Below are 22576 nucleotides of genomic sequence, written 5' to 3' on the forward strand. Positions count from 1 at the left end.
AGACCGGGTAAAGGTTTTTAATCCTCGAAGTAAACTTACACCTGCGTATTTACCGAATCAGGCAAATAACGGTTTGCGAGTTTGATCATTTCGTCACCTTTTACTAGATCGCTTGCGCTAAGCTCAGATGTATGCATATGACCGGAAGCTCCAAGAAGTTCCTGAACAGCATGAACGGTATTTTTGTGGAAATTATAGACTCTCTCGGATTTATCAGTAATCACTAAGCCTCGTACCAAGTTTGCTTTTTGCGTGGCAACTCCGGTTGGACATTCATTGGTGTTACAGCGAAGTGCCTGAATACATCCAATGCTGAACATAAAACCTCGACCTGAATTGCATAAATCGGCTCCAAGAGCTATGTTCTTTAATATGGCGAAAGCGCTGATTGCTTTACCAGAAGCTATAACTCTGATTTTGTCGCGGATCTGAAATTTCTCTAGGGTCATCCGGGTAAATATTAAGGCTGGCTCAAGAGGCAATCCCACACTGTCCGAGAATTCTAAAGGTGCAGCTCCAGTTCCTCCTTCTGCTCCATCCACAGTAATAAAATCCGGATAGATATTTTTGGCCACCATTTCTTTACAAATGGCTGTAAATTCTTCTGTTCTACCAATACAGAGCTTAAATCCTATAGGCTTCCCTCCGGACAGCTCTCTTAGTTTGCTGATGAACTCAAGCAATTCGAGAGGATTGGTAAAAGCGCTATGGGCAGGAGGCGAAAGGATAGTGGTTCCTTCCAGCACGCCACGGATTTCGGCTATTTCTGCTGTGTTTTTTATGCCGGGAAGTACTCCACCGTGACCAGGCTTTGCACCTTGTGAAATCTTAATTTCTATCATTTTTACTTCGGGCCAATTTGCTTTCTCTGCAAATTTCTCCTCACTGAAATTCCCATGCCCGTCCCGGCATCCAAAGTAACCTGTCCCTATTTGCCAGACTAGATCTCCACCTTGTCTGTGATGGTCAGATATTCCCCCTTCCCCAGTATTGTGCGAAAAGCCTCCTTTTTTTGCGCCAAGATTCAAAGCTTCGATGGCGTTAGAGCTGAGAGAACCAAAGCTCATCGCCGAAATATTAAAAATAGAAGAAGAATATGGCTGCTTACAAGAGTCATTCCCGATTGTCACGCGAGGATCTTCATCGTGTGTGTGAACCGCATAGATAGAATGCCTTAGACCTATGTAATCCTCTCCGCTAATATCGCGCTGTGTACCAAATGGATGGGTGTCATTTACATTCTTTGCACGTCGATAAACCAAGGAGCGAAGATTTCTGCTAAATGGACTACCATCTGTATTTGTTTCGATGAAATATTGTTGGATTTCGGGGCTTATTTTCTCCAGTAAATAACGAAAATGCCCAACCACCGGGAAATTCCGAAGAATCGCATGTGACTTCTGATTAATATCATAAATCCCTATAGCAAAGAGAACTACAATAATTCCAAGTATAAAATATCCGAATTTGAACTGTACAAACTGGAAGTACCACATCAAAAAAAATGTCAGTAGTGCTAGTAACACCAAGCTACCAAAAAACAGTTTTCTCATATCAAACTCTTATGAAGGTTAAGCTTACAATATAGCAAAAGACTAAGGCCTAATCCTGATCTATGAGGAATTCTTGAACTCTATGCTCTGCCCATGTAAATTCTTGCCCACGAACTACAAAGCCAGTGTGCCCACCTCTTTTGGGCATTTCCAGGGTAAGTAAATCCATTTTTTCTGCAAGGCTTACAGGATAGCATTCAGGACCTAGAAGTGGATCATTTAGCGCATTTATGATTAAAGTAGGGATTTGTATATCGGGCATCCAATTATCAGCACTTACGGATTGATAGAAATCTTCAGCATCCTTAAATCCATGAAGTTTGGCTGTGAAAAGCGTATCAAAAGAGTCAAAATCAGTGACTTTCTCCAGCAGTTCCAGATCTATTAAATCCGGATATTGAGTAGCCTTTGCGCGAATTTTAACTTTAAGTTTTCCTAAGAATCTATTCTTATAAAAAGCGTTCGATCTAACTCTCAATGTGGCAGCACTTGACAATAAATTGCAAGGAGTAGAATAGACTGCTGCCCGTTTAATTTCAACTGGTAAATCACTGCCTTTTTCCCCAAGATACTTTAGCGTCTGGGCCCCTCCCATACTTATTCCACTTAAAAAAATCTCTTCATAAGAATGGTTTTTTAGTACATAAGAAATCGTAGTGTCTAAATCATAGCTGGCTCCATGGTGATACAAGATTGGTCTTAAATTGATCTCACCACCACATGAACGATTGTTCCAAACCAGTACATCTATTTTATTGGAATTGAATAGCTTAACCATTCCTCTAACATAATGTCGCTCAGAATCCCCTTCTAACCCATGAGATATAATCAATAGTTTTGAGCTTCCCACTTTAGCCCAATCCAAATTCAAAAAATCTCCATCTGGAGTATCAATTTTTTCTCTGGTATAGCTTACATCAGAGACTTTCCTGAACAAACTGGGAATGATGGTTTCCAGATGTCCATTAAATAAATATACAGGAGGACCTTTGTAGCTTGGCTTGATAATACTCATTAAGCCTCAAAAATAGTAAGCTTTTCATGAAATCGAGCATTAAGAAAGCGTCACACACTGGGATGAATATGACATATGCGAGATTCCTCCCGATAGCTCCAGATAATTATCTGGTCGGGATGACCTCTAAAAAACTATTATAAACACATAAAATTCATGTTCTCTTAAAATCCAGAAAGTAATAACAGGCTACTTTTGTGCTATTAATTCTTCATAGGGTAATGATTTAAAAAGTGGAGCGGCATGTGCCAGCTCCTTTTTTTATAGGGTGAGTTCATAGACACGCTTAATTGCGATATCTAACTTTTTTTGTAGGTTTCTATAATGAGTGTTAAATGCCAATCCATTAAATCCATCTCTTTCAATGATCTCTTTGCCTATTTGAAGCTCTTCTATGATATGAGATAATTCAAACATACTTAGGGTAGGCTTCATTTTGTGGCGAATTTGCTGAATTTTGATGTCATTTTTTTCGGATGAACCTTCGGCATAGACTTCTTTCAGTTCGATTAGCCCCTTATGTATGGCTAATGTCAATTCTGTCTGAAATTCTTTATCGCCATCTGCCATGTCATAGATAAGCTGATTAAGCTCTGGATAAATTTGTTCCATATTGGTTAGTTGAATGAGGCTGTACCTGCAAGAAAACCTGTTGACCAAGCAGCTTGAAAATTAAAGCCACCGGTAATTCCGTCTATATTCAGGACTTCCCCGGCAAAGTAAAGATTTGGGTGATACTTACTTTCCAAGGATTCTGGATTTACCTCGTTCAAGGCAATTCCTCCAGCAGTTACAAATTCTTCTTTAAAGGTCGTTTTTCCTTCAACTTTCAAAGTATAGCAAAAAAGATTCTGTACCAACTTATTGATTTGCTTTTTCAATAGTGTGCCATATAATTGTCCAAAATCAATACCTGATCGCACACAGAAATGCTCCCAAAGTCTTCCGGGTATATCAAAAAGTGAATTGCTTTCTACTTTACGATTGGGATGAGCCACCATGTAACTTTTAATGTGAGAACTATATTGCTCCTCTCCCAAACCGCCATTCCAATTGATCAACGCTGTCGCTACATAGTTCTGGTCTTTTAGCCATTGTGCTCCAAAGGCTGACAATTTCAAAACTGCTGGTCCGCTAACCCCCCAATGCGTCACAAGTACTGGACCGCGATAAGTCAGTTTAGTCCCTTCGATTTTGACTATCCCGTCAGCTACGGATAGCCCCATCAGCTCACGGATAGATTCTTTTGGAGTATTAAAAGTGAAAAGTGAAGGTATGGGGTCTAAAACACTGTGATTTAGATTTTTGAGAAACAAATAACCACCTAATTTAGGATGCCCACCAGTAGCCACTATTAACTTATCAACTAAAAAAATCCCCTCATCTGTATCAAGTTGGTACTTGCTTGCAATAGGAGATATTGAATTTACACCACAAGATTTTCGAACTGAAATATTGAGTTTTTGAGCCTCTTTAAGCAAAGCATCAATGATAGATTGGGATGAATCTGAAACAGGAAACATTCTGCCATCAGCTTCAATCTTCAAAGCTACTCCTCTACTTTCAAACCAGTTGATCGTATCTTCTGATTTGTATTTGGTAAAAACCCGCTTTAGAAACTTCTCTCCTCTTGGATAGTTTTTTACCAATTTCGAAATTTCCATCGGTCGATGTGTGACGTTACACCTTCCTCCTCCGGACACTTTTACCTTAGACAAAAGCTTTGGTGATTTTTCGAAAATGGTAACATGTCTTCCGTCTCCACTTGCATGAATCGCAGCAAAAAAACCTGCAGCTCCACCACCTATTATTCCTATATTCAAAACTTATATTCGATTGAAATACAATTATTTATTACAATTACCTTTTCCTAGAGAATGAACCTAAAATCCCTCTTGTCAATTCTCTAAATATCGTCCTTCCTAATTGCCTTACCATCGTGTTTTTACTTAATTCTTCGAAAAGTGATTCATCCTGTGCGGTATTTCTAGTGGTCCGAGTTGGTGCTTTTGGACCTGGCAATTCAGCCTTCTTTTGTTTCTCTTCCAGATCAACCATTTTCTTCTCCAGCAGCTCAAAAGCACTTTCCCTATCTATGTCCTGATTGTATTTATAAATCAAGGCTGAATCTTTGACCGCAGCATCTATTTCCTCTGAATTCAATATATCCATGCGTGTAATGGGAGCTCTGACCAATGTGTGGGCAAGAGGTGTAGGAATTCCTTTTTCATTCAAGGCAGTAATTAACGCTTCGCCTATACCCATAGCTGTCAATACTTCCGATGTCTCATAATATGGTGAATCAGGATAGTTTTCAGCTGTTTTGGTAATTGCTTTACGATCTTTTGCAGTGAAAGCTCTCAAAGCATGCTGCACCTTTAACCCTAATTGACCTAAGATGCTATCCGGAACATCCGTCGGAGTTTGGGTACAGAAATAAACGCCTACTCCCTTTGATCGAATTAATTTGACTATAGTCTCGATCTTCTCAAGAAGATCTTTGGACGCATTAGAAAATACCAAATGAGCTTCATCGATGAACAGACAAAGTTTGGGCTGGTCAGCGTCTCCTTGCTCTGGGAAAGTCTCATAAATCTCCGAAAGCAGACTAAGCATAAAAGTAGAAAACAACTTTGGACGGCTTTGAATATCAGTCAGTCTAATGACTGATATTATACCTTTACCATCTTTGGTTCTTAAAAAATCCTCTACCTCAAATGATTTTTCCCCGAAGAATCGCTCTGCACCTTGCTGCTCCAGCTCGATTATCTTTCGCATAATCGTGTTAACAGAGGCTGATGAAACCTGACCATATTCTTTTTGGATAGCTTCTTTGCCTTCATTGGTAAAGAATTGAAGGACGCGCTTTAAATCTTTCAGATCCACCAATGGCATAAGATGAACATCACAATAGCGAAAAACAAGTGAGATTACACCTTGCTGTGTGTCATTAAGTTCGAGTATCTGAGCAATCAAAACAGGGCCAAATTCGGAGACAGTAGCCTTAAGCCTAACTCCTTTTTCATCAGAAATTGACATCAGTTCTATCGGTAACCCCATGGGTTCATATTCCACTCCTATTACCTGAGACCTATTTTTTATGAAGTCATTGGCAGTTCCAGGCTGAGCTAGTCCCGATAGATCACCTTTCAAATCCATCAAAACAGAAGGCACACCTTTCAATGCCAACTGCTCTGCAATCACTTGCAAAGTTTTTGTTTTTCCAGTTCCCGTTGCACCCGCTATCAATCCATGCCTGTTCATTGTTTTCAGTGCAATCTTGATTTGTGCACCTGTAATTGGCACTCCATCCAATACACCTGTACCAAGTACAATTGAGTCTTTTTTATATTTCTGACCTTCGGCCAAGTGGTTGATGAATTCTTCTGTCTTACTCATGGTCAAAATAGTTATTAAACCAAACTACAAAAAAACCTTTATGCCATCTGCAAAAAGGTTTTTCAATAAAAAAGGTATATGATTTTATTAATGAGTTACCATTGGATCAAGAGCCTTAGCCTGCTCGATAAAGTCAGCTACTTTTGATGCTGCAGGAACAGCTCTTGTCAATCCTTTTTCTTCCTGGGTTTTCACTAAAGCGGTATAAAGATTTTCAGCATTTCTGGTTCTTAATTCCTTTACTGTATCTACACCCGCTGCTTTCAGAAGTTCTGCAAATTGACTTGCAACTCCATTAATTCTAAATAGATCGGCCATATTTACCCACACGAGAATTTTACTTTCATCCAAGCCTGAGGCATTTGCAATAGCTTTTCTTCCTGCTTTAGACGCTCCTTTTTCTAATAAGCCTTCTACAGTAGAAATCCCAGCTGTTGAAAGTTTCTCTTTCATAGCAGGACCTATGCTCTCGATCATTGTGATTGGTTTTCCCATCTTTTCTAATTTTTACGATTAAATAATTTGACTGAAAATTGAGCTCAAAGAATACATTATTGAGCATTAACTAGAATTTAATCCTAAAATAAAGACAATTTTTAACTTCCAAAATCCATTTGGTAGATTATGGACAAGTTTGCCCTTTTGGAAACATTAACTTTACCTTGAAGAAACTTCTACCTTTATTGCTACAATTGAAAACATTATATCCCTGTGAACTTTAGATTTCGCCTTCCCCTAACTCTGATTATTTTTATAATTCTGGCTTTAAGTCAGGTTTCGCTCGCGCAAATAGGTCCAAATCTAGGACAAACAGATAGTTGGATGAAAGGAGCAAAAGCAGCTATTGAGAGAAATGATTACGAAACTGCAAATTCCATCTTCAGAAATCTGATTGATTCAGGGCAGCCTCTTCCTGAAGAAATGCCTTATCTATTTGCTGAGACTCTATTTCAGCTCAAGCAATATGACAACTCGGCAAATTTTCTCAACAAATACTTGGAGTTGACAGGTTTTACGGGCGCAAATTATAAAGGAGCTCAGGAACTTCAGCAACGATTAGAAGCGCCAATAAATGAAATTCAGCAATGCCAACTTTGCGATCGCAGAGGCTACCGCTTTAAGACTTGCTTCACCTGTGAGGGAAAGCGACAAATTGAGCAGGATTGTCATTATTGCAAAGCAAAAGGAGTAGTCGGCTGCAGTCGATGCAGTGGATCTGGGATGATCACAAAGATGAATATCTTCAAAATTGTCGAATATTTCGAATGTGAGAGATGCGCTGGAAAAGGAAGACTTACTTGTCCTGTGTGTGAAGGAAGCTTAAAGGAAGTTAGTTCTTGCCAGACTTGCAATGGAAGTGGTAAACTAAGCTCCGAAGACATATGTGATCATGAGGAAGAAACACATGAGCACTAAAGAATGCTCCTAGAATATATATTTTTTAAAAACCTGTGTATTGGGTTAACTGTAATAAAAAAAATATGATTATCTGTAATGATGCCAGTAGCCAAAATTTCTTTGCTCACCTGGTCGGATGCCTGAAGACGGGTGACCGAAGTGTCCTCAATGCTATTGTTGGCCAAAGCCTATATTGCTTTAGTCCCTTTACTGGTAAATAAAGCGGATATACATAAAAAACAATGGAACTGAAAGGATAACGGATGGAAAATTGGCATCGAACACCCTGTCTACCTTTAAGCAGGCGCTCAACCTCACAATTATAACTAAAACCCGCGTACTCTGTGAAATCCTCCTTGTGCACTGCGGTTAAAGGACTGTCAAAAAAAAAACCGGCCTAAGCCGGTTTCGATATTATTTACAGTATTTGGTATATGCTTCTTCTGCTCCGGGATATTCCAGAGCAGATGCGAGTTGAAAGTCTTCACAAGAACCTTTTACATTTTTCAAGGCAATTTTTAACAAGCCTCTGTTGAAGTACGCCTGTCCGAAATCCTTATCAACTGCAATTGCATTTCCATAAGCTTTCAAAGCTTCATCGGTTTTACCAAGCTGATGTAAAGCACGTCCCTTCATAAAAGAAGCCATAGCCGGTGCACCTGGAATTTCAGCTGCCTGATCAGAATAAAGCAGAGCATTGGTATAGTTCTTTTGATTGTAATGCACGTTCGCAAGACTAAGTAAAACCTGAAAATTATTCGGCTCTACTTCCAGCGCCTTTAGATAATCAACCATTGCTTCTTCATAATTCCCTTGCTCCTCATTTGCTCTACCTCTATTATAGAGCATGCGAACATCATTTGGCTTAAATTTTAAATCTTCAGAATACTCGTTTACGGCTTCAGAATATTCTCCTTTATTGAATAATTTATCCCCTGAACTAGTCCTCTTTTCCGAACAAGACCAAATGGATACTGAAATAAATAGAGCTATAAATGCTTGCTTACTCGTTTTCATTACTGTTGGTTTAAACTGCTACACTATTATCTCTAAGCGCATCATTAAGGGAAGTTTTGAGATCTGTGGAAGCTTTTCTTTGACCGATGATCAAAGCACAAGGAACCTGGAAAGTGCCTGCGTTAAAGTTTTTGGAGATAGAACCTGGAATAACTACAGAACGATCGGGAACGTAACCTTTATATTCAACAGGCTCAGATCCTGTCACATCGATGATCTTAGAACTGGCTGTCAACGTTACTCCAGCTCCAATTACTGCTTCTTTGCCGATTCTTACACCTTCTACTATGATGGCTCTAGAACCAATAAATGCACCGTCTTCGATAATAACCGGTGCTGCCTGTATAGGCTCTAAGACACCTCCAATACCTACTCCACCACTCAAATGAACATTTTTGCCGATCTGCGCACAAGATCCGACAGTAGCCCAAGTGTCAACCATCGTGCCACCGTCCACATATGCGCCGATATTAACATAACTTGGCATCATTACGACTCCGCTTGCTAAATACGCTCCATAACGGGCTACAGCATGTGGAACTACACGAACACCTTTTTCAGCGTAGTTATTTTTCAGTGCCATTTTATCATGGAATTCAAAAGGTCCTACTTCAATTGTTTCCATCTTTTGGATAGGGAAATAAAGAATTACTGCCTTTTTCACCCAGTCATTCACCTTCCAATTCCCATCGTCAGTAGGTTCCGCTACTCGTATTACACCTGCATCTAGATCGGCTATGACAGCTCTTATTGATTGTTGTGTGGTTTCTTCTTTTAATAACTCCCGGTTGTCCCAGGCCTTTTCAATGATGGTTTTCAGTTCCATTATTTTGGTTAGTTTCGTTTAATGAGTGAAAAATCAGCTTCCCTAATTCCAGTCTTGATCGCATCAAGCCTTAAGCCCGCCAAAGATACAAGAGCTTGGGGAAAGCTTGGCCTTTCACTGCGAGAAACACGCCAATACCAGCTAAACTTTCTAGGATTTTCACATATTTCTGAGGAAAATGAAGGAGATACACGCATTTATTCATCCCTAACGAAGGGTAACTCGTTTTGGGGAAGAATATCCTCACAAGTCAAACTTCTTAGAATTCTTCTGAAGGTTCGTCCAAAAATACTGATTTGCTGCACCTATGAATACCTTCTCATTGCCTCATTTTTCAAGAGAATAATAGGCTACAAATTGGTGTATGATGTGCAGGAAAACTATGTGAAAAACCTTGATCTGAATCCGAATTTAAGTGCCAATAAAAAAGTAAAAGTTGGACGAATAATAAGCCGGATGGAAAGAGTAAATGGAATCGATCTGTTCCTGCTTGCCGAGAAATGCTACGCTAAAGAGATGCCGGAAAAAACACCATTTTTGATTTTGGAAAATAAATTTGCCGGAGAAATTAACCAAGTTTCCCCTTTCAAAATACCTCAAAAAGATGGCTACAAATTTTTGATTTCGGGTACGCTTACTCCTGCCTTTGGCACACTCGAAGCCATCAGCTGGTTCAAGGAAATCGTAAAAGAATTCCCTGAATCTACACTTAAAATTATTGGACATTGCACCCTCCCCAGCTTTGGAATTGAGCTTCAAGAAGCCTATGAAAGTGTTCCTCAAATTCAGTTGAAATCATCTGGTTTCCCAATACCTCATGAGGACATAATTGCTGAATATTCAGGAGTAGACTTTTCAATTTTACCCTACCAAAACAGGGAATCCATCAAGGATAAAATGCCAACCAAACTATACGAATCAGCTGCTCTGGGAGTACCTGTTTTGATTGGTGGTAATCCTCAATGGCTAGATTTTTTAGCTCCATTTTCTGGAGGATTTCCTATAGACTTTTTCGATTTGCAAAATGCTTCTCAACAATTCAGGATTGCGCTAAACCAAGAATACTTTACCAAAAATCCTGATACTTCTGTCCTGTGGAAATCTCAGCAGGAACAGTTCATCAGAGCAATCTCCTCCCTTTAACTTCTAAACTGGATGTGGATTACTATCCACACTTATCCACCTACTTCCTATTTTTAACACCAATTTCTATGAAATGGAAACTGGCATAATCTCACATTTTGATAAGTAAAATCAATACTTAGCTAATTATAAGTAACTTAATTTCAATACTTTAGCTCAATTCTAACCTTAGACTAATTTATTTTTTAGCCAAGACTAAAACCATAAACACATTTCAAAACGGGTTATCCACAGGTGATTTAGTCACTATTGAATATATTTTTAGCTATATCTAAATTAATTTTTATATTTGTCTCAGTACAATTTTGAATACCATGACCTTAACTACAGCTGAGGAGAATTATCTGAAAGCCATCTATCACCTATCTGATGGAGCTACTAAAAGTGTGTCCACTAATGATGTCGCTGCAGAGATGAAAACCAAGCCAGCATCGGTTTCAGACATGCTTAGAAAACTGGGCGAAAAAGAGGTAATCGAATACCGAAAATATTATGGTGTCAATATTACTGAAGAGGGTAAAAAAAGAGCACTACAGACGATCCGAAAACATAGACTTTGGGAAGTGTTTTTGGTGGACAAATTGCAGTTCGCCTGGGACGAAGTACACGAGGTCGCGGAGGAGTTGGAGCACATCCAATCACCCCTACTTATCCAGCGGCTGGATGCCTATCTGAACTACCCAAAATTTGATCCCCACGGCGATCCAATTCCAGATGAATATGGGGATGTAAGATCTAGACCTAGGCTTGCACTTATCGAAATGGATATTGATCAATCGGGTCAGATCGTAGCCGTAAAAGATAGCTCTGCGGCCTTCTTAAAATACCTCGATAAAGTAGGTGCTTATATTGGAGCAAGAATCAAAATTTTAGATAAAGTGGAGTTTGATGGATCGATGGAAATTCTCGTGGATCAGAAGAAAACCCTCTTTATGTCGAAAGATGTGGCAGCAAATATTTTGGCAATCCAGTCATGAGAAACTTAGTTATCATACTTCCCCTGCTCCTGTTTTCTTATGCCTGTAAATTTGATAATCGGGAAGAGCGAATAAAGCCAAAAATAGTCGCTACCACCAGCATCTTGGCAGATGGGATTAGGAACCTCGTTGGAGAAAATGCGGAGGTGGTTTCCCTTATGCCAGCAGGTGTGGATCCACATCTGTATAAAGCATCTGTCCGTGATCTTGACCTACTCCAAAATGCAGATCTGGTAATTTACCACGGTCTCTTCCTGGAAGGAAAAATGACGGAGATTTTTGAGAAACTGTCCTTCAGTCAAAACCTGATCAATGTTTCTGAGACCATTCCCAATGATTTGCTTTTACGCTCAGGACCTGAAGCCCACTCGGTAGATCCCCACATCTGGTTTGATGTATCGCTTTGGTCTTTGGCTTTGGCTCATGCCTCGGAAGAAATCATAAAATGGAAGCCTGACTGGAAATCAACTGTAGAAAAAAACACAGATTCCTATCTTAGTAAACTCGCAGCTTTGCATCAGGATAATCTCACAAAGGTTGCGGAATTGCGCAAAGCAAATCAGGCGTTGATCACAGCCCATGATGCATTTTCTTATTTCGGGAAAGCATATAATCTGGAAGTTTTGGGTCTTCAGGGCTTGTCCACACTGAGTGAGCCAGGGCTGAGGGATTTGACAGGGTTGGTGAGCTTCATCGTGGAGCGAAATATTCACGCAGTCTTTGCGGAGCAGACTATTTCTCCCAAAGCAATCGAAGCCGTAGTCGCTGGGAGCGCCAATCAGAATCATGCTATCATATTAGCCGGACCCCTTTATACCGATAGTCTTGGTGCAGCAGACTCTTCTGCAGGCACCTATATAGGAATGGTAAAAACCAATGTTCAAGTAATTTTTGAAAGCCTAACGCAATGATCATAAACGTAGATTCCCCTATTTTAGAAATACACGACCTCACAGTCAGTTACGATCAAAGTCCAGTTCTTTGGAATGTGGATCTAAGCCTGCCAGCCGGAAAGTTGATTGGAATACTTGGGCCAAATGGTGCAGGAAAGTCAACCCTGATTAAAGCAATTATGGGATTAGTACCCATTACCGGAGGTTATGTCAAAATTTTTGACCGAGAGTTAAATGACGTAAGGAGCCGGATTAGTTACGTCCCACAGCGGGAATCTGTGGATTGGAACTTCCCCGCATCTGTACTCGACGTGGTGATGATGGGTACCTATGGTAAACTTGGACTGTTCCGGAGACCTGGCAAGAAAGAAAAGAAAATAGCAATGGACTGCTTGGAGAAAGTAGGCATGCAATCCTTTATAGACCGACAGATATCAGAGCTATCCGGAGGACAGCAACAACGGGTATTTATCGCAAGAGCTCTTGCCCAAGAAGCTGATTTGTATTTGATGGATGAGCCATTTGCAGGAGTTGATATGGCTACGGAAACTGCCATTTTCCAGCTTTTGCAAGAAATGACAGCCGCTGGAAAGACGGTGATTGTGGTGCATCATGATATACATTCTGCCATGAATTACTTTGATTGGATCATCATGCTAAACCTTCACTTAGTAGCATCAGGACCGAAAACCGATGTGGTTACAGAAGAGCTTCTAAGGAAAACCTACGGAGGTAAACTCAATCTCCTCACGAAGGTGACAGATATCATTAGACAAAAGGATTTTAACCCATTGAAAAGTTGATATGAGTGATTTTGTCTATTTCTTCACATTTCAGGATGCTTCCATTGCCTTTGTGGTAATCGGAATTACGCTCTTAGGCATAGGCTCCGCTTATGTGGGAACGTATAGTTTTCTTGACAAAAAAGCTTTGCTCGGGGATGCTATCTCTCACGCAGTCCTTCCAGGCATCTGTCTAGGATTTATACTGGCTGGAGAAAAGAACCCAATTTACATCGTCACCGGTGCATTCCTATCTGGGGCTCTGGCTACATTTCTAACCTCTTGGCTAAAAAGCAAAACCCGATTAAGTGATGATGCGATCATAGCTTCTATCCTATCCATATTCTTTGGTTTCGGAATAGTTCTTCTCACAGTCATTCAAAAGTCAGGAAATCCAGAAATGGCCGGGCTGAACCAGTTTATCTTTGGAAATGCTATCGCTATCCTTGAGGAGGATCTTTACATCTATGGAGGTTTGGCTGTTTTGATCATCATTACGCTTTCTGCCTTCCGCAAGGAATTTTCTATGCTCGTGTTCAATGCTGACTTTGGAAAGTCAATTGGCTACCCTATGGGCGCGATACGATTGATCTTTAATGTGCTGATGATTTTGGCGGTGGTGATCGGAATCCAGGCTATTGGCGTTGTATTGATGGCAGCTTTGCTAATTACACCGGGAGCAGCTGCAAGATTCTGGACAGATAAACTAGGGAATCTTCTGATTATCGCAGGCATGTTTTCAGCAGTTTCAGGAATCATAGGCACGTACGTATCCTTTGTAATTCCTCAGATGCCGACAGGTCCTTGGGTAGTTGTATGCCTTTCTCTTCTCGCTTTGATTTCATTCCTTTTTGCACCAAAGAAGGGGATACTGTCACGCTATATTGCGAGGAGGTATTACTTGAAAAAAACGCATCAAGACCATCTCCTGAAATTAATTTTTCATGGATTGGAAAGTGGCAAAAACACGTTTCCAATAGAAGAAATCTATCAGTCTTTTCCATACCGAAAGAGTGAAACTAAAGCCACGATTGATGAATTAATTAAAACTAATTTACTTACTAATAATCAAGGTTTTATAGACTTTACTTCTCAAGGAAAATCGGAGGCCAGACGAATTGTAAGACTTCACAGACTTTGGGAACTTTACCTCAATGAGTATATGAATATTGCCCCAGATCACGTGCATGATTCAGCCGAAAAACTGGAACACATCCTTACACCTGAACTCGAAGCATTGCTAGAGAACAGGCTAAATTATCCTAAACTCGATCCTCACCAAGAGAATATCCCCCGCGACAACGATGAGCTTTGACCAAAACGCTTTCTTGATTATTCTAACAGCCTCCCTGATATCCATATCATGTGGACTGTTAGGCGTATTTATGATGCTGCGCAAAATGTCCATGACCGGAGATGCCATTTCTCATGCGGTACTTCCGGGGATAGTAATAGGTTTCTTTATATCAGGAAGCCAGCGCGGACTGGAAGTCATCATAGGTGCTGGTATTTTGGGGATTTCGGCTACGCTAATTATTGATTGGCTGAAAAATAAAGCAAAGGTTCAGCTTGACGCATCCATCGGCATCACATTCACCCTGCTTTTTGCCATAGGAATTATCCTGATAAACATGCTTGCATATAAAGTGGACTTAGATCAGGAATGTGTGCTGTATGGTGAGATTGCATACCTTCCTATAGACCTCTGGATTACCAATTCAGGGTTTAGTATGGGGCCAAGAATCACCTACCTTGCGGTGTTGAATTTAGTTCTGGTAATCACTTTTATTTTCCTATTATACAAGGAGTTAAAACTTACAAGTTTCGACGAAAACTTTGGCTTAGTAATAGGTCTTCCTGCCGGAGCAATTAACCTTGCCTTGATGAGTATGGTATCCTATACCACAGTGAGTAGCTTCGAAGCAGTTGGTGCCATTTTGGTAGTGGCATTACTCGTCGTACCTCCTGCCACAGCTTTTCTTTGGACCAAAAAATTAACCTCACTCATCAAACTTACTTGCGCGTTAGGTATTTTTATTTCAATAGCGGGATATTATATGGCATATTTGGTGGATAGCTCTATTGCAGGAATGATGGTTGCCGTAGGAGGAATCATTTTCTTGGGTAGTGCTTTAATCAAAAGTATCAAGCCAAATTTCACATTCGGAACTTCCACATCCGTCAAGCCGTTGGAGAATTGAAAATTGACAGTATGAAATCGAGCATGACTCACTCGACACTCAGTGGAATAATTATCAGCTTTGGGAGATTCCATCTGACCGCTAAAAGACAATTAAAACAGATGAAAAAAATAGTAATCATTGGCTTAATTCTATTCACCGCTCAATTTGCGCAAGCGCAGGATAAAATAGAGTGGTTGAAATTTGAAGAGGCGGTAGCTGCTGCAGAAGCAAATCCAAAAATGCTGTTGGTGGATGTATACACGGATTGGTGTGGCTGGTGCAAGAAAATGGATAAGGAAACTTTCACTGATCCTGATGTAATCAAGTACATCAATGAGAAGTTTTATGCTGTCAAAATGAACGCGGAGGATGATAAGCGCAAGTTTGACTTCAAAGGTAAAGATTACACCGAGGCTAAAATGGCAGCAGCAATGCGTGTGCAGTCTTATCCTAATTTTGTGATCATCGATCCTACCTTAAAGAATATCACCCAACTTCCGGGATATAGACAACCAGTAGAATTTCTGGAAAGATTATCTGAGATAGTTGATAATGGAATTGGTACAGAATGAGTTTTTCCCTTTCTGATCAAAATGACACTATAATTGCTTTGGCTACTCCTCAGGGTGTTGGAGCAATTGCAGTGATTCGCCTTTCCGGCAAACAGGCTATCAGCTTAACCAATGAAGTTTTCTTTGGTAAAAATCTTGAAAAACAGGATTCCCACACAATTCATTTCGGAACGATCCGAGACGGCGAAAAAATCATCGATGAAGTACTGGTTTCCCTATTTATCGCACCTAAGTCGTTTACTAAGGAAAACGTCGTGGAAATCTCCACACATGGCTCTTCCTATATAATCAATCAGGTCCTTAAACTTCTTATCCGCAAGGGTGCCCGTCCTGCAAAGCCGGGAGAATTCACCCAGCGGGCATTTCTTAACGGACAGTTTGATCTGGCGCAGGCAGAGGCTGTAGCTGACCTTATTCATGCAGATTCCGAGACTTCACATCAGGCAGCACTTAGCCAAATGAGAGGTGGATTTAGCTCTGAAATTCAAGTACTTAGATCTAAATTAATCCATTTTGCTTCAATGATAGAACTGGAATTGGACTTTGGTGAAGAAGACGTGGAATTTGCTAGCCGGGAAGAATTACGGACGCTTGTAGAGCGGTTGTTAAGAGTAGTTGAGGAATTGATTTTGAGTTTCGATCTTGGTAACGTGATCAAAAATGGTGTACCAACCGTCATCGCTGGAAAGCCAAATGCAGGAAAGTCCACCCTACTCAATGCCCTACTCAATGAGGAGAAAGCAATCGTATCAGAAATTGCCGGAACCACCCGTGACTTTATAGAAGATGAAATCAATATCGGAGGAGTGATCTTCCGCTTTATAGATACAGCCGGATTAAGGGAAACTACGGATACCATTGAAGCAATCGGTGTGAGTAGAACTCAGGAAAAAATGAAGTCAGCTTCTTTGATTTTATATCTCTTTGATTTGGGAGATACTGACTTGATAGAGATCAACCGGGACATCAATAAGCTGGAAAACCAAGGCGTTCCTTTCTTGAAAGTTGCGAATAAAGTAGACAAAGGTAATCAGCAGTTAATTAGTGAGTTAAAAGCGAAACATCCAGATACAATTTTTATCTCCGCAGGGAACAAAGAGAATCTGGAAGGCTTGAAAGTCCGTATCCTTGAACTAGTCAATCTGGACAAATTCAGGACAGGAAATACGATCGTGACCAATGTACGACATTACGATTCCTTGGTAAAAACCCGCGAATCTTTACTTGATATACTGAGTGGTCTGGACAATGAAGTGACCAATGATTTTGTGGCGATGGATATCCGCCGCTCCTTACATTTTCTAGGAGAAATAACTGGGGAAATCACAACAGATGATCTGCTGGAGAATATATTTAGGAATTTCTGCATCGGGAAGTAGCCCATCAAAATAGTTCAAAACACCCACAATTAAGTACAATTTTAAACCTCTAAACAGCTCGTTTAGAGGTTTTTATGTTTTTAGCTATTTGTGACTATTTGTATACATTTGGGCAGGTTTTATCCACTTTTTGTACCTCGGATTTTGGAGGTACAAAAAGTTACACACTTGGGGAGATTATGAAACACTCAGAAACAGGCTGAAACAGCCTGAAACATAGTGACTCATAGAGAAACATCAACACTTCCATAAATAAATGGCATTTAAACGCAATCAAGGGCTATTATGAGTTCCAATATCAGAATACAAAGAGTATGTGAAAATTGCTCAAAACTATTTATTCAAAGACTACAGTCACCCGGTTTTGTGGGGATGACTGTGCCAAAAGAGCTTACAAGAAAAGAAAGAGAACTACCAAGGTGAAGGAAAGCTATGACCAGACCACACAGTTGATCAATGAAAAGTGGCATCAGGCAAACAACAAAGAATACCTCACTGTACAGGAAACTTGTGTGTATATAGGAATCAGCAGGTCTACCTTATGGAGGATAACCCGGTTATGCAGAATAGAACCCAAAATGATTGGCTCAAGGCTGATCTATTCAAAAAAAAAAATCGAACGTTTTATGAACGAATATTGATATGGCCCAAATACATGTAACCCTGAGAACGAAACCCATTCGAAACAACTAACGCAGTCTCTATTTAGACTTCTATCCCGTCGTGTTCGATCTAGTGAAAAAAGTGAAGACAAGAAGGGAGTTTTTGTACCTGCATATTTATGAAACTCCCGAAAATGTACTGGAGGAGGAATTTAATCAACTTACGTTGCTAAAAGCTGAAAAAAAACGTATGGAGCGAGAACTTCAGTTTTTAAGAGATGAGTTTGGTATTCTGGACAAATCCAACCAGAAACGTGATTTTCTACAGTATTTTGAATCCAAGATAAGGGAACACAGTGAATCAGACGGAAACAGAGGGAGAATAAATACTGATATCCTTATTCTTGAATCTAGCTAGGTAATCTATGGGTTTAAGCTTTGAACCGGGATAAACCAACCTTGAAATTACTAAATACATGAAAAGATCATCGATTCCTATTGATCCATAACCGATTGAATCATAAACTTTTCCCAATATCCTGTCTGGTCCAATCAGTTCAACAGAATTATTACTTACACTCGATAGAATGGATCTGAGAATTTAGCCCCGATCATTGGAAAAAGAGCTGTCTGACGCTGATGTCTATCAATTTCCATCTGAGCTTCACGTTAAAGACATCAAGATCATCTTCATCTCTAGAGCTGCCTATAGTCTTGACAACCCTATTGATTCTGGCAACTTTTTGAATAATTTGGACACTGAAACTACCGCCAGAATTTTTTTTCGCCCAACAAACATGAACTAAAAATAGTCGAGACACCCAAAACTGCAAAATTATATTACTTAACTAATTAAAATTCAATACCTTAATTTTTACCTAAAAGATACCCGGACAAAACAGGAGAATAATTGGTTGTTGTTTTACCAAATTCGCTAATTGTATAGCAAAAATAAATAACGTACTTTTAAAGTAGTTGTGAAATAGACCCCAATAGACCCCAATTTACTATAATCTTTACTGTATGACTATTATTAAAGGCATGAACAGTCAATATGTTAACTAATGAAAACATTCTGGGTTTTCTAGTAGCTTTTATACCTGCTTGTGTAAACATTGCCATACTGATTTATATCCTGCGTTTTATGCCCAGGGGAAAATTGATTAACATTTTTTCTTTTTTAATCTTATCCGTAATAGCGCTGCAGTTAGAACATTCATTGGTTAGGTTAAATGTTTCCGAATCTTTTGCCAGGTTTGTTAACCAGGTTTTTAGTATTGGCTGGCTTGCTATGGGCTGTCTGGTTCTTCATTTCTCTGTGGTGTTTACTGAAAATAAGCTAATGAATTCCACATTTTTTTACTTTTTGCTTTACGCACCTTATATTTTCTTTTTTTCTCTGTATCATGCTAATCCAACTCCGGTTCCACATGTAGCGAATAAGGTGTGGGGCTATATCATTGAATTCAGACCTAATAGCCTGGATCATCTTCAGAGATACTGGATGGCAGTTCTGGTATTCCTGGGGATTATTATACTTCTTAATTTTGCCTTTTCAAAAAAAGGAGAGCGCCCTAAAAAAAAGCAGTCCCTTATAATCACCATTGGAATAATAATTCCAAGTATTCAGGGGGTAATTACCCAATTGGTATTTCCTATGCTCGGCAAAGAGCAAATCCCTGTGACATCCACTTTTATTACTTTTCTCTCTATTACTATTATTATAGCACTCACCCGCTACAAGCTTTTTAATATTTCTGAGTCCCTAAAAGTAAAAGAAGTTTTAAATAAACTGACTATCCCTGTATTTTGTATTTCTCCAGATAAAAATTTGATATATTTTAACTCGGCTTTTGAAGATATATTTGGAATATGCAGTAATAAGCTTCATTCAGAAATATCACATATATTTTTAAATAAAGAAGAATATACAAAGTTTTGCAAAAAGTTATGTAAGGGTTCAGGAAAAACTGTCAAGAATTATGAGGCTACCATGCTAGCATATAATGAAAAACCAGTTCATATGTTGCTATCCAGTTATCCTATTTATAATAACGAGAAATCACAGGGTATCCTTTTCTTTGCAAATGATATAACCGAAAGGATTAAAACTGAAGAAGAATTAAAGGTCTCCAACCAACGGTATAAAATTATTACCAAAGCAACTGCGGAAGTAGTTTGGGATTTAGATATAGAAAAAGATCTGATTTTCTGGGGGGAAGGTTACAAAAGACTCTTTAATTACGATCTAAAAGAAAACATCACTGATACTAATCATTGGAAACAGCGAGTTCACCCTGATGATTATGAGTATGTAATAAATAGCCTGGAATCACATTTAAAAAATAATAAATCTCATAAGTGGGAAGTAGAGTATAGATATCGTAAAAGTGATGACTCTTATGCTAATATTTTAGATAGGGGGTACATCCTGAGAAATTCAGCTGGTAAAGCCCTAAGAATGGTAGGGGCAATGCAGGATATTACTTTCACAAAAGCTTATATCCAGAAGATTGAAAATCAAAATACCAGCTTGAAGGAAATCGCCTGGCTTCAATCCCATGTCGTCCGAGCTCCACTGGCTAAAATAATGGCAATTAACAATTTATTGATGGAGGATGGCCAAAACCCATCGGAAAAAAGTATGCTTATGGATGCTCTTGGATGTTCCTGTAAAGAACTAGATGAGGTAATCCATGAGGTCAGTAGAAAAATAGAAAAGATTAAAAGTAATAGTTAAGAATTTTTGGATATTCTTTTTATTCCTGACAACTAAAAACAACTAACTGCTGTCCCAAACGTGGAACATGGAAAAATCATTGTAGAACCTTCTTTAAGCCAATGCCCTTTTACGCAGGAACCAAGGAAGTGGGCTGAGGCATCTAAAACGGTAATAAATCTTATTTGAGTCTATCATACCGTTCATCGAGCAAATCTGAATATGCTTTTTGCATATCCATTGAAAGAAATGAACGCTTAATCCATTCCATCACTTTACCCTTTTGCTTTTCAAACCGTGTGAAAACCCGGGCTATTTGTCTATCCGTCAACCCCAAATCCGCTCCAAAGTCCCGAAAATCGAGTTGGGTGAATTTTCGCTTTCTACCACCCATTGTCAATGCCAGTTCTTCCTGATCTTCCGGATTGACAATTTTTGCATTCAACAGATCATAAGAAGGGGCAAGAACCCATCCTGCGGAAGACTGAATCATTGAAAAGTTTTTAAGGTGCATATCGTTATTCCCGGTCAAAAAGGAAAATACCGTGATTTCGAACAGAAAAAGCAGGTCAATACCGGATTGGTCAGAGTACTGGGCAACTGCCTTTCCTACCCGCTCCATTGAACTACGGTATTTGTCAAAAGCTTCAGTGATCTGAAACATATCGAGCATATGGATTTTACCTCCATTTTCCTCTCGGTCAATCCGTTTGGTTATGTAAGAAAGCTCACCTGAGGAAAGTTTGATCAAGGATGAAGGCACAACGCGAATCCCGAAAATTTCTGCCATCCGCATGGTTAGATGTTCATTGGCAGGTAATTCAGGGTAGGTTGAGGACGGAGGCTTAAAAATGTAATTTCCTCCCAATGCTCCCACTACTGTAAGCCGATTCTCCGCACTGTCTCCAACTCCCTTCAAAAATGACAAGGATAATTTTGGCTGAACGCCGGGAACAGAAACACTACGCTCCACCACCTGCAGGGCAAGTTCATCCATCTGATCCAATGTATAGGGCATGATCGGAGCAATAGTAGTCCCAAAGAATTTAAGGCTACACTTTTCGTGAAAGTCCTTCCCTTCTTCCACAGCACCATAGCAATACAAACACTTATGCTTCATTTGTTGCAACAACAGGTTCTACATGCACTGCTCCGATACAATTATGACAGCAGGCCAAAAGCAAGCCCATCCTGTCATTCGGATTCAGCTTCCAACTTTTACTTGCTATATCCAACAGCCAACCTTCAGGAATCAGACCCTCGAAAAATGGAAACAACCGTTTTTCGGTAAAAGGGGCTTTTCTCACCAGCATAGTAAAAGTGATAAAATCATGCGGGTGATTTTCCTGATAGTCGTCTGTGTACTGGAAGTGATATTCTCCCTCATCAGTTTCTACCAAAAAACCGGCAATTCTATTTTTATAGAAGATGGTCGCCTTTCTCATTGTCCATTCAGTTCTTTGTTGCTAACAGGAGCCAATTCATGGCCGAACATCCCTAAAACTATATTCACCTTTTCCAGATTCATATTCGTCTTACCCTGTTCAATCTTCCGAACAACCGTCAACGCAACCCCGCTCCGTTCGGCAAACTCGTCTTGGGTCATACCCAATTCTTTTCTTCTTTCTTTAACAAAAGTTGCCAATCTCTTCATTATATGCCTTTAGATATAAACACCTGATTCAATCAGAAAATATACGTATTTACATATAAAATAAATAATAAATCAACTATTATATTTAAAAACATATAGAAATAACTTTAAATTGGCTACAAGTATGCTCAAAAACACCCACTTCCCTCAATATGACTGAAGCTTCAGAAACTGCAAAGTTCTCTAACGTCATAATATCAGATTTTCAAGTATATCAATATCCCATATCCGTATCGTCCATGCGTTTTACCAAACTGACTTTCAGGCTGTCCAGAAATCAAGCTGAAATTGAAAATATAGGGATTTGGATAGGTATTTACTGATCTCTTTTAAAACTCTATTTAAAGCACCTACTGTACACCCTCTACTTTCTTCCTTTCCTCAGCGTAGTTAAATTGCTCATGGCACTGGGTGGGATTTGCCTACCCTACTCCCGTACAGCTGTCGGGACTGGCCCCCCGAAT

The 22576-nt window shown here is 39.6% G+C and carries 23 protein-coding genes and 1 pseudogene; 12 read left to right on the plus strand and 12 right to left on the minus strand.

What is annotated here, in order from left to right:
* Positions 1–35: 35 nt before the first annotated feature.
* The 6 genes from SYJ56_RS03040 to SYJ56_RS03065 all read right to left on the minus strand — a co-directional run bounded on the left by SYJ56_RS03040 (position 36) and on the right by SYJ56_RS03065 (position 6462).
* Positions 36–1553: an FMN-binding glutamate synthase family protein gene (locus SYJ56_RS03040; protein ID WP_323832154.1), complete on the minus strand. Its 1518-nt coding sequence runs from the start codon at positions 1551–1553 to the stop codon at positions 36–38.
* A 49-nt stretch (positions 1554–1602) separates the two neighbouring features.
* Positions 1603–2568, minus strand: coding sequence for a YheT family hydrolase (locus tag SYJ56_RS03045; protein WP_323832155.1), 966 nt, complete (start codon positions 2566–2568; stop codon positions 1603–1605).
* A gap of 261 nt (positions 2569–2829) precedes the next feature.
* Positions 2830–3180 (minus strand): hypothetical protein, encoded by a 351-nt coding sequence (locus SYJ56_RS03050; RefSeq protein ID WP_323832156.1) that lies wholly within the window; start codon positions 3178–3180, stop codon positions 2830–2832.
* 5 nt (positions 3181–3185) lie between these two features.
* Positions 3186–4391 (minus strand): BaiN/RdsA family NAD(P)/FAD-dependent oxidoreductase, encoded by a 1206-nt coding sequence (locus SYJ56_RS03055; protein ID WP_323832157.1) that lies wholly within the window; start codon positions 4389–4391, stop codon positions 3186–3188.
* 37 nt (positions 4392–4428) lie between these two features.
* Complete coding sequence (locus SYJ56_RS03060) at positions 4429–5967, minus strand: helicase HerA-like domain-containing protein (RefSeq protein ID WP_323832158.1); 1539 nt, start codon at positions 5965–5967, stop codon at positions 4429–4431.
* 87 nt (positions 5968–6054) lie between these two features.
* Entirely contained in the window at positions 6055–6462 is a 408-nt protein-coding gene (locus SYJ56_RS03065) for a DUF4332 domain-containing protein (protein WP_323832159.1), read from the minus strand.
* A 327-nt stretch (positions 6463–6789) separates the two neighbouring features.
* Here SYJ56_RS03065 and SYJ56_RS03070 point away from each other — a divergent pair, with 327 nt between their 5' ends.
* A complete protein-coding gene (locus SYJ56_RS03070; protein ID WP_323832160.1) occupies positions 6790–7383 on the plus strand; it encodes a tetratricopeptide repeat protein in 594 nt (197 codons plus the stop codon).
* Between the two features lie 396 nt (positions 7384–7779).
* Here SYJ56_RS03070 and SYJ56_RS03075 read toward each other — a convergent pair whose 3' ends face one another.
* Both SYJ56_RS03075 and SYJ56_RS03080 read right to left on the minus strand, forming a co-directional pair.
* Positions 7780–8382: a tetratricopeptide repeat protein gene (locus SYJ56_RS03075; protein ID WP_323832161.1), complete on the minus strand. Its 603-nt coding sequence runs from the start codon at positions 8380–8382 to the stop codon at positions 7780–7782.
* 10 nt (positions 8383–8392) lie between these two features.
* Entirely contained in the window at positions 8393–9208 is an 816-nt protein-coding gene (locus tag SYJ56_RS03080; RefSeq protein WP_323832162.1) for a 2,3,4,5-tetrahydropyridine-2,6-dicarboxylate N-succinyltransferase, read from the minus strand.
* Positions 9209–9229: 21 nt separating this feature from the next.
* Here SYJ56_RS03080 and SYJ56_RS03085 point away from each other — a divergent pair, with 21 nt between their 5' ends.
* The 10 genes from SYJ56_RS03085 (at position 9230) to SYJ56_RS03130 (ending at position 18157) form a co-directional block, all read left to right on the plus strand.
* Positions 9230–10351 carry a glycosyltransferase family protein gene (locus SYJ56_RS03085; protein ID WP_323832163.1) on the plus strand — a complete coding sequence of 374 codons (1122 nt, stop codon included), beginning with the start codon at positions 9230–9232 and terminating at the stop codon, positions 10349–10351.
* A gap of 314 nt (positions 10352–10665) precedes the next feature.
* Positions 10666–11328, plus strand: coding sequence for a metal-dependent transcriptional regulator (locus SYJ56_RS03090; RefSeq protein WP_323832164.1), 663 nt, complete (start codon positions 10666–10668; stop codon positions 11326–11328).
* Entirely contained in the window at positions 11325–12239 is a 915-nt protein-coding gene (locus SYJ56_RS03095) for a metal ABC transporter solute-binding protein, Zn/Mn family (RefSeq protein ID WP_323832165.1), read from the plus strand. The genes SYJ56_RS03090 and SYJ56_RS03095 overlap by 4 nt, the downstream gene beginning before the upstream one ends.
* On the plus strand, positions 12236–13024 hold the full coding sequence (locus tag SYJ56_RS03100; protein WP_323832166.1) for a metal ABC transporter ATP-binding protein: 789 nt from the start codon (positions 12236–12238) through the stop codon (positions 13022–13024). Before SYJ56_RS03095 ends, SYJ56_RS03100 begins: the two co-directional genes overlap by 4 nt.
* Before the next feature lies 1 nt (position 13025).
* Positions 13026–14318: a metal ABC transporter permease gene (locus tag SYJ56_RS03105; protein WP_323832167.1), complete on the plus strand. Its 1293-nt coding sequence runs from the start codon at positions 13026–13028 to the stop codon at positions 14316–14318.
* A complete protein-coding gene (locus SYJ56_RS03110; RefSeq protein WP_323832168.1) occupies positions 14308–15204 on the plus strand; it encodes a metal ABC transporter permease in 897 nt (298 codons plus the stop codon). Before SYJ56_RS03105 ends, SYJ56_RS03110 begins: the two co-directional genes overlap by 11 nt.
* Before the next feature lie 101 nt (positions 15205–15305).
* Positions 15306–15758: a thioredoxin family protein gene (locus SYJ56_RS03115; RefSeq protein ID WP_323832169.1), complete on the plus strand. Its 453-nt coding sequence runs from the start codon at positions 15306–15308 to the stop codon at positions 15756–15758.
* Complete coding sequence (mnmE, locus tag SYJ56_RS03120; protein ID WP_323832170.1) at positions 15755–17137, plus strand: tRNA uridine-5-carboxymethylaminomethyl(34) synthesis GTPase MnmE; 1383 nt, start codon at positions 15755–15757, stop codon at positions 17135–17137. The genes SYJ56_RS03115 and mnmE overlap by 4 nt, the downstream gene beginning before the upstream one ends.
* A gap of 323 nt (positions 17138–17460) precedes the next feature.
* Positions 17461–17778 carry a helix-turn-helix domain-containing protein gene (locus SYJ56_RS03125; RefSeq protein ID WP_323832171.1) on the plus strand — a complete coding sequence of 106 codons (318 nt, stop codon included), beginning with the start codon at positions 17461–17463 and terminating at the stop codon, positions 17776–17778.
* A 103-nt stretch (positions 17779–17881) separates the two neighbouring features.
* Positions 17882–18157, plus strand: a complete 276-nt coding sequence (locus tag SYJ56_RS03130; RefSeq protein ID WP_323832172.1) for a hypothetical protein — start codon at positions 17882–17884, stop codon at positions 18155–18157.
* Here SYJ56_RS03130 and SYJ56_RS26040 read toward each other — a convergent pair.
* A pseudogene (locus tag SYJ56_RS26040) lies at positions 18119–18560 on the minus strand (IS1634 family transposase); the annotation flags it as partial. The gene SYJ56_RS03130 and the pseudogene SYJ56_RS26040 overlap by 39 nt on opposite strands.
* 233 nt (positions 18561–18793) lie before the next feature.
* Here SYJ56_RS26040 and SYJ56_RS03140 point away from each other — a divergent pair.
* Positions 18794–20479, plus strand: coding sequence for a PAS domain-containing protein (locus SYJ56_RS03140; protein WP_323832174.1), 1686 nt, complete (start codon positions 18794–18796; stop codon positions 20477–20479).
* Positions 20480–20639: 160 nt separating this feature from the next.
* On the opposite strand, the gene SYJ56_RS03145 is transcribed toward SYJ56_RS03140, so the two are convergent.
* The 3 genes from SYJ56_RS03145 to SYJ56_RS03155 are packed head-to-tail and all read right to left on the minus strand — an operon-like array spanning position 20640 to position 22112.
* Positions 20640–21578 (minus strand): HipA domain-containing protein, encoded by a 939-nt coding sequence (locus SYJ56_RS03145; RefSeq protein WP_323832175.1) that lies wholly within the window; start codon positions 21576–21578, stop codon positions 20640–20642.
* Complete coding sequence (locus tag SYJ56_RS03150) at positions 21568–21903, minus strand: HipA N-terminal domain-containing protein (protein ID WP_323832176.1); 336 nt, start codon at positions 21901–21903, stop codon at positions 21568–21570. Before SYJ56_RS03150 ends, SYJ56_RS03145 begins: the two co-directional genes overlap by 11 nt.
* Positions 21900–22112 (minus strand): helix-turn-helix domain-containing protein, encoded by a 213-nt coding sequence (locus SYJ56_RS03155; protein ID WP_323832177.1) that lies wholly within the window; start codon positions 22110–22112, stop codon positions 21900–21902. The genes SYJ56_RS03150 and SYJ56_RS03155 overlap by 4 nt, the downstream gene beginning before the upstream one ends.
* Positions 22113–22576: the final 464 nt, after the last annotated feature.

Origin of the sequence: Algoriphagus aurantiacus, assembly GCF_035156405.1 — a bacterium.
Lineage (GTDB): Bacteria > Bacteroidota > Bacteroidia > Cytophagales > Cyclobacteriaceae > Algoriphagus > Algoriphagus aurantiacus.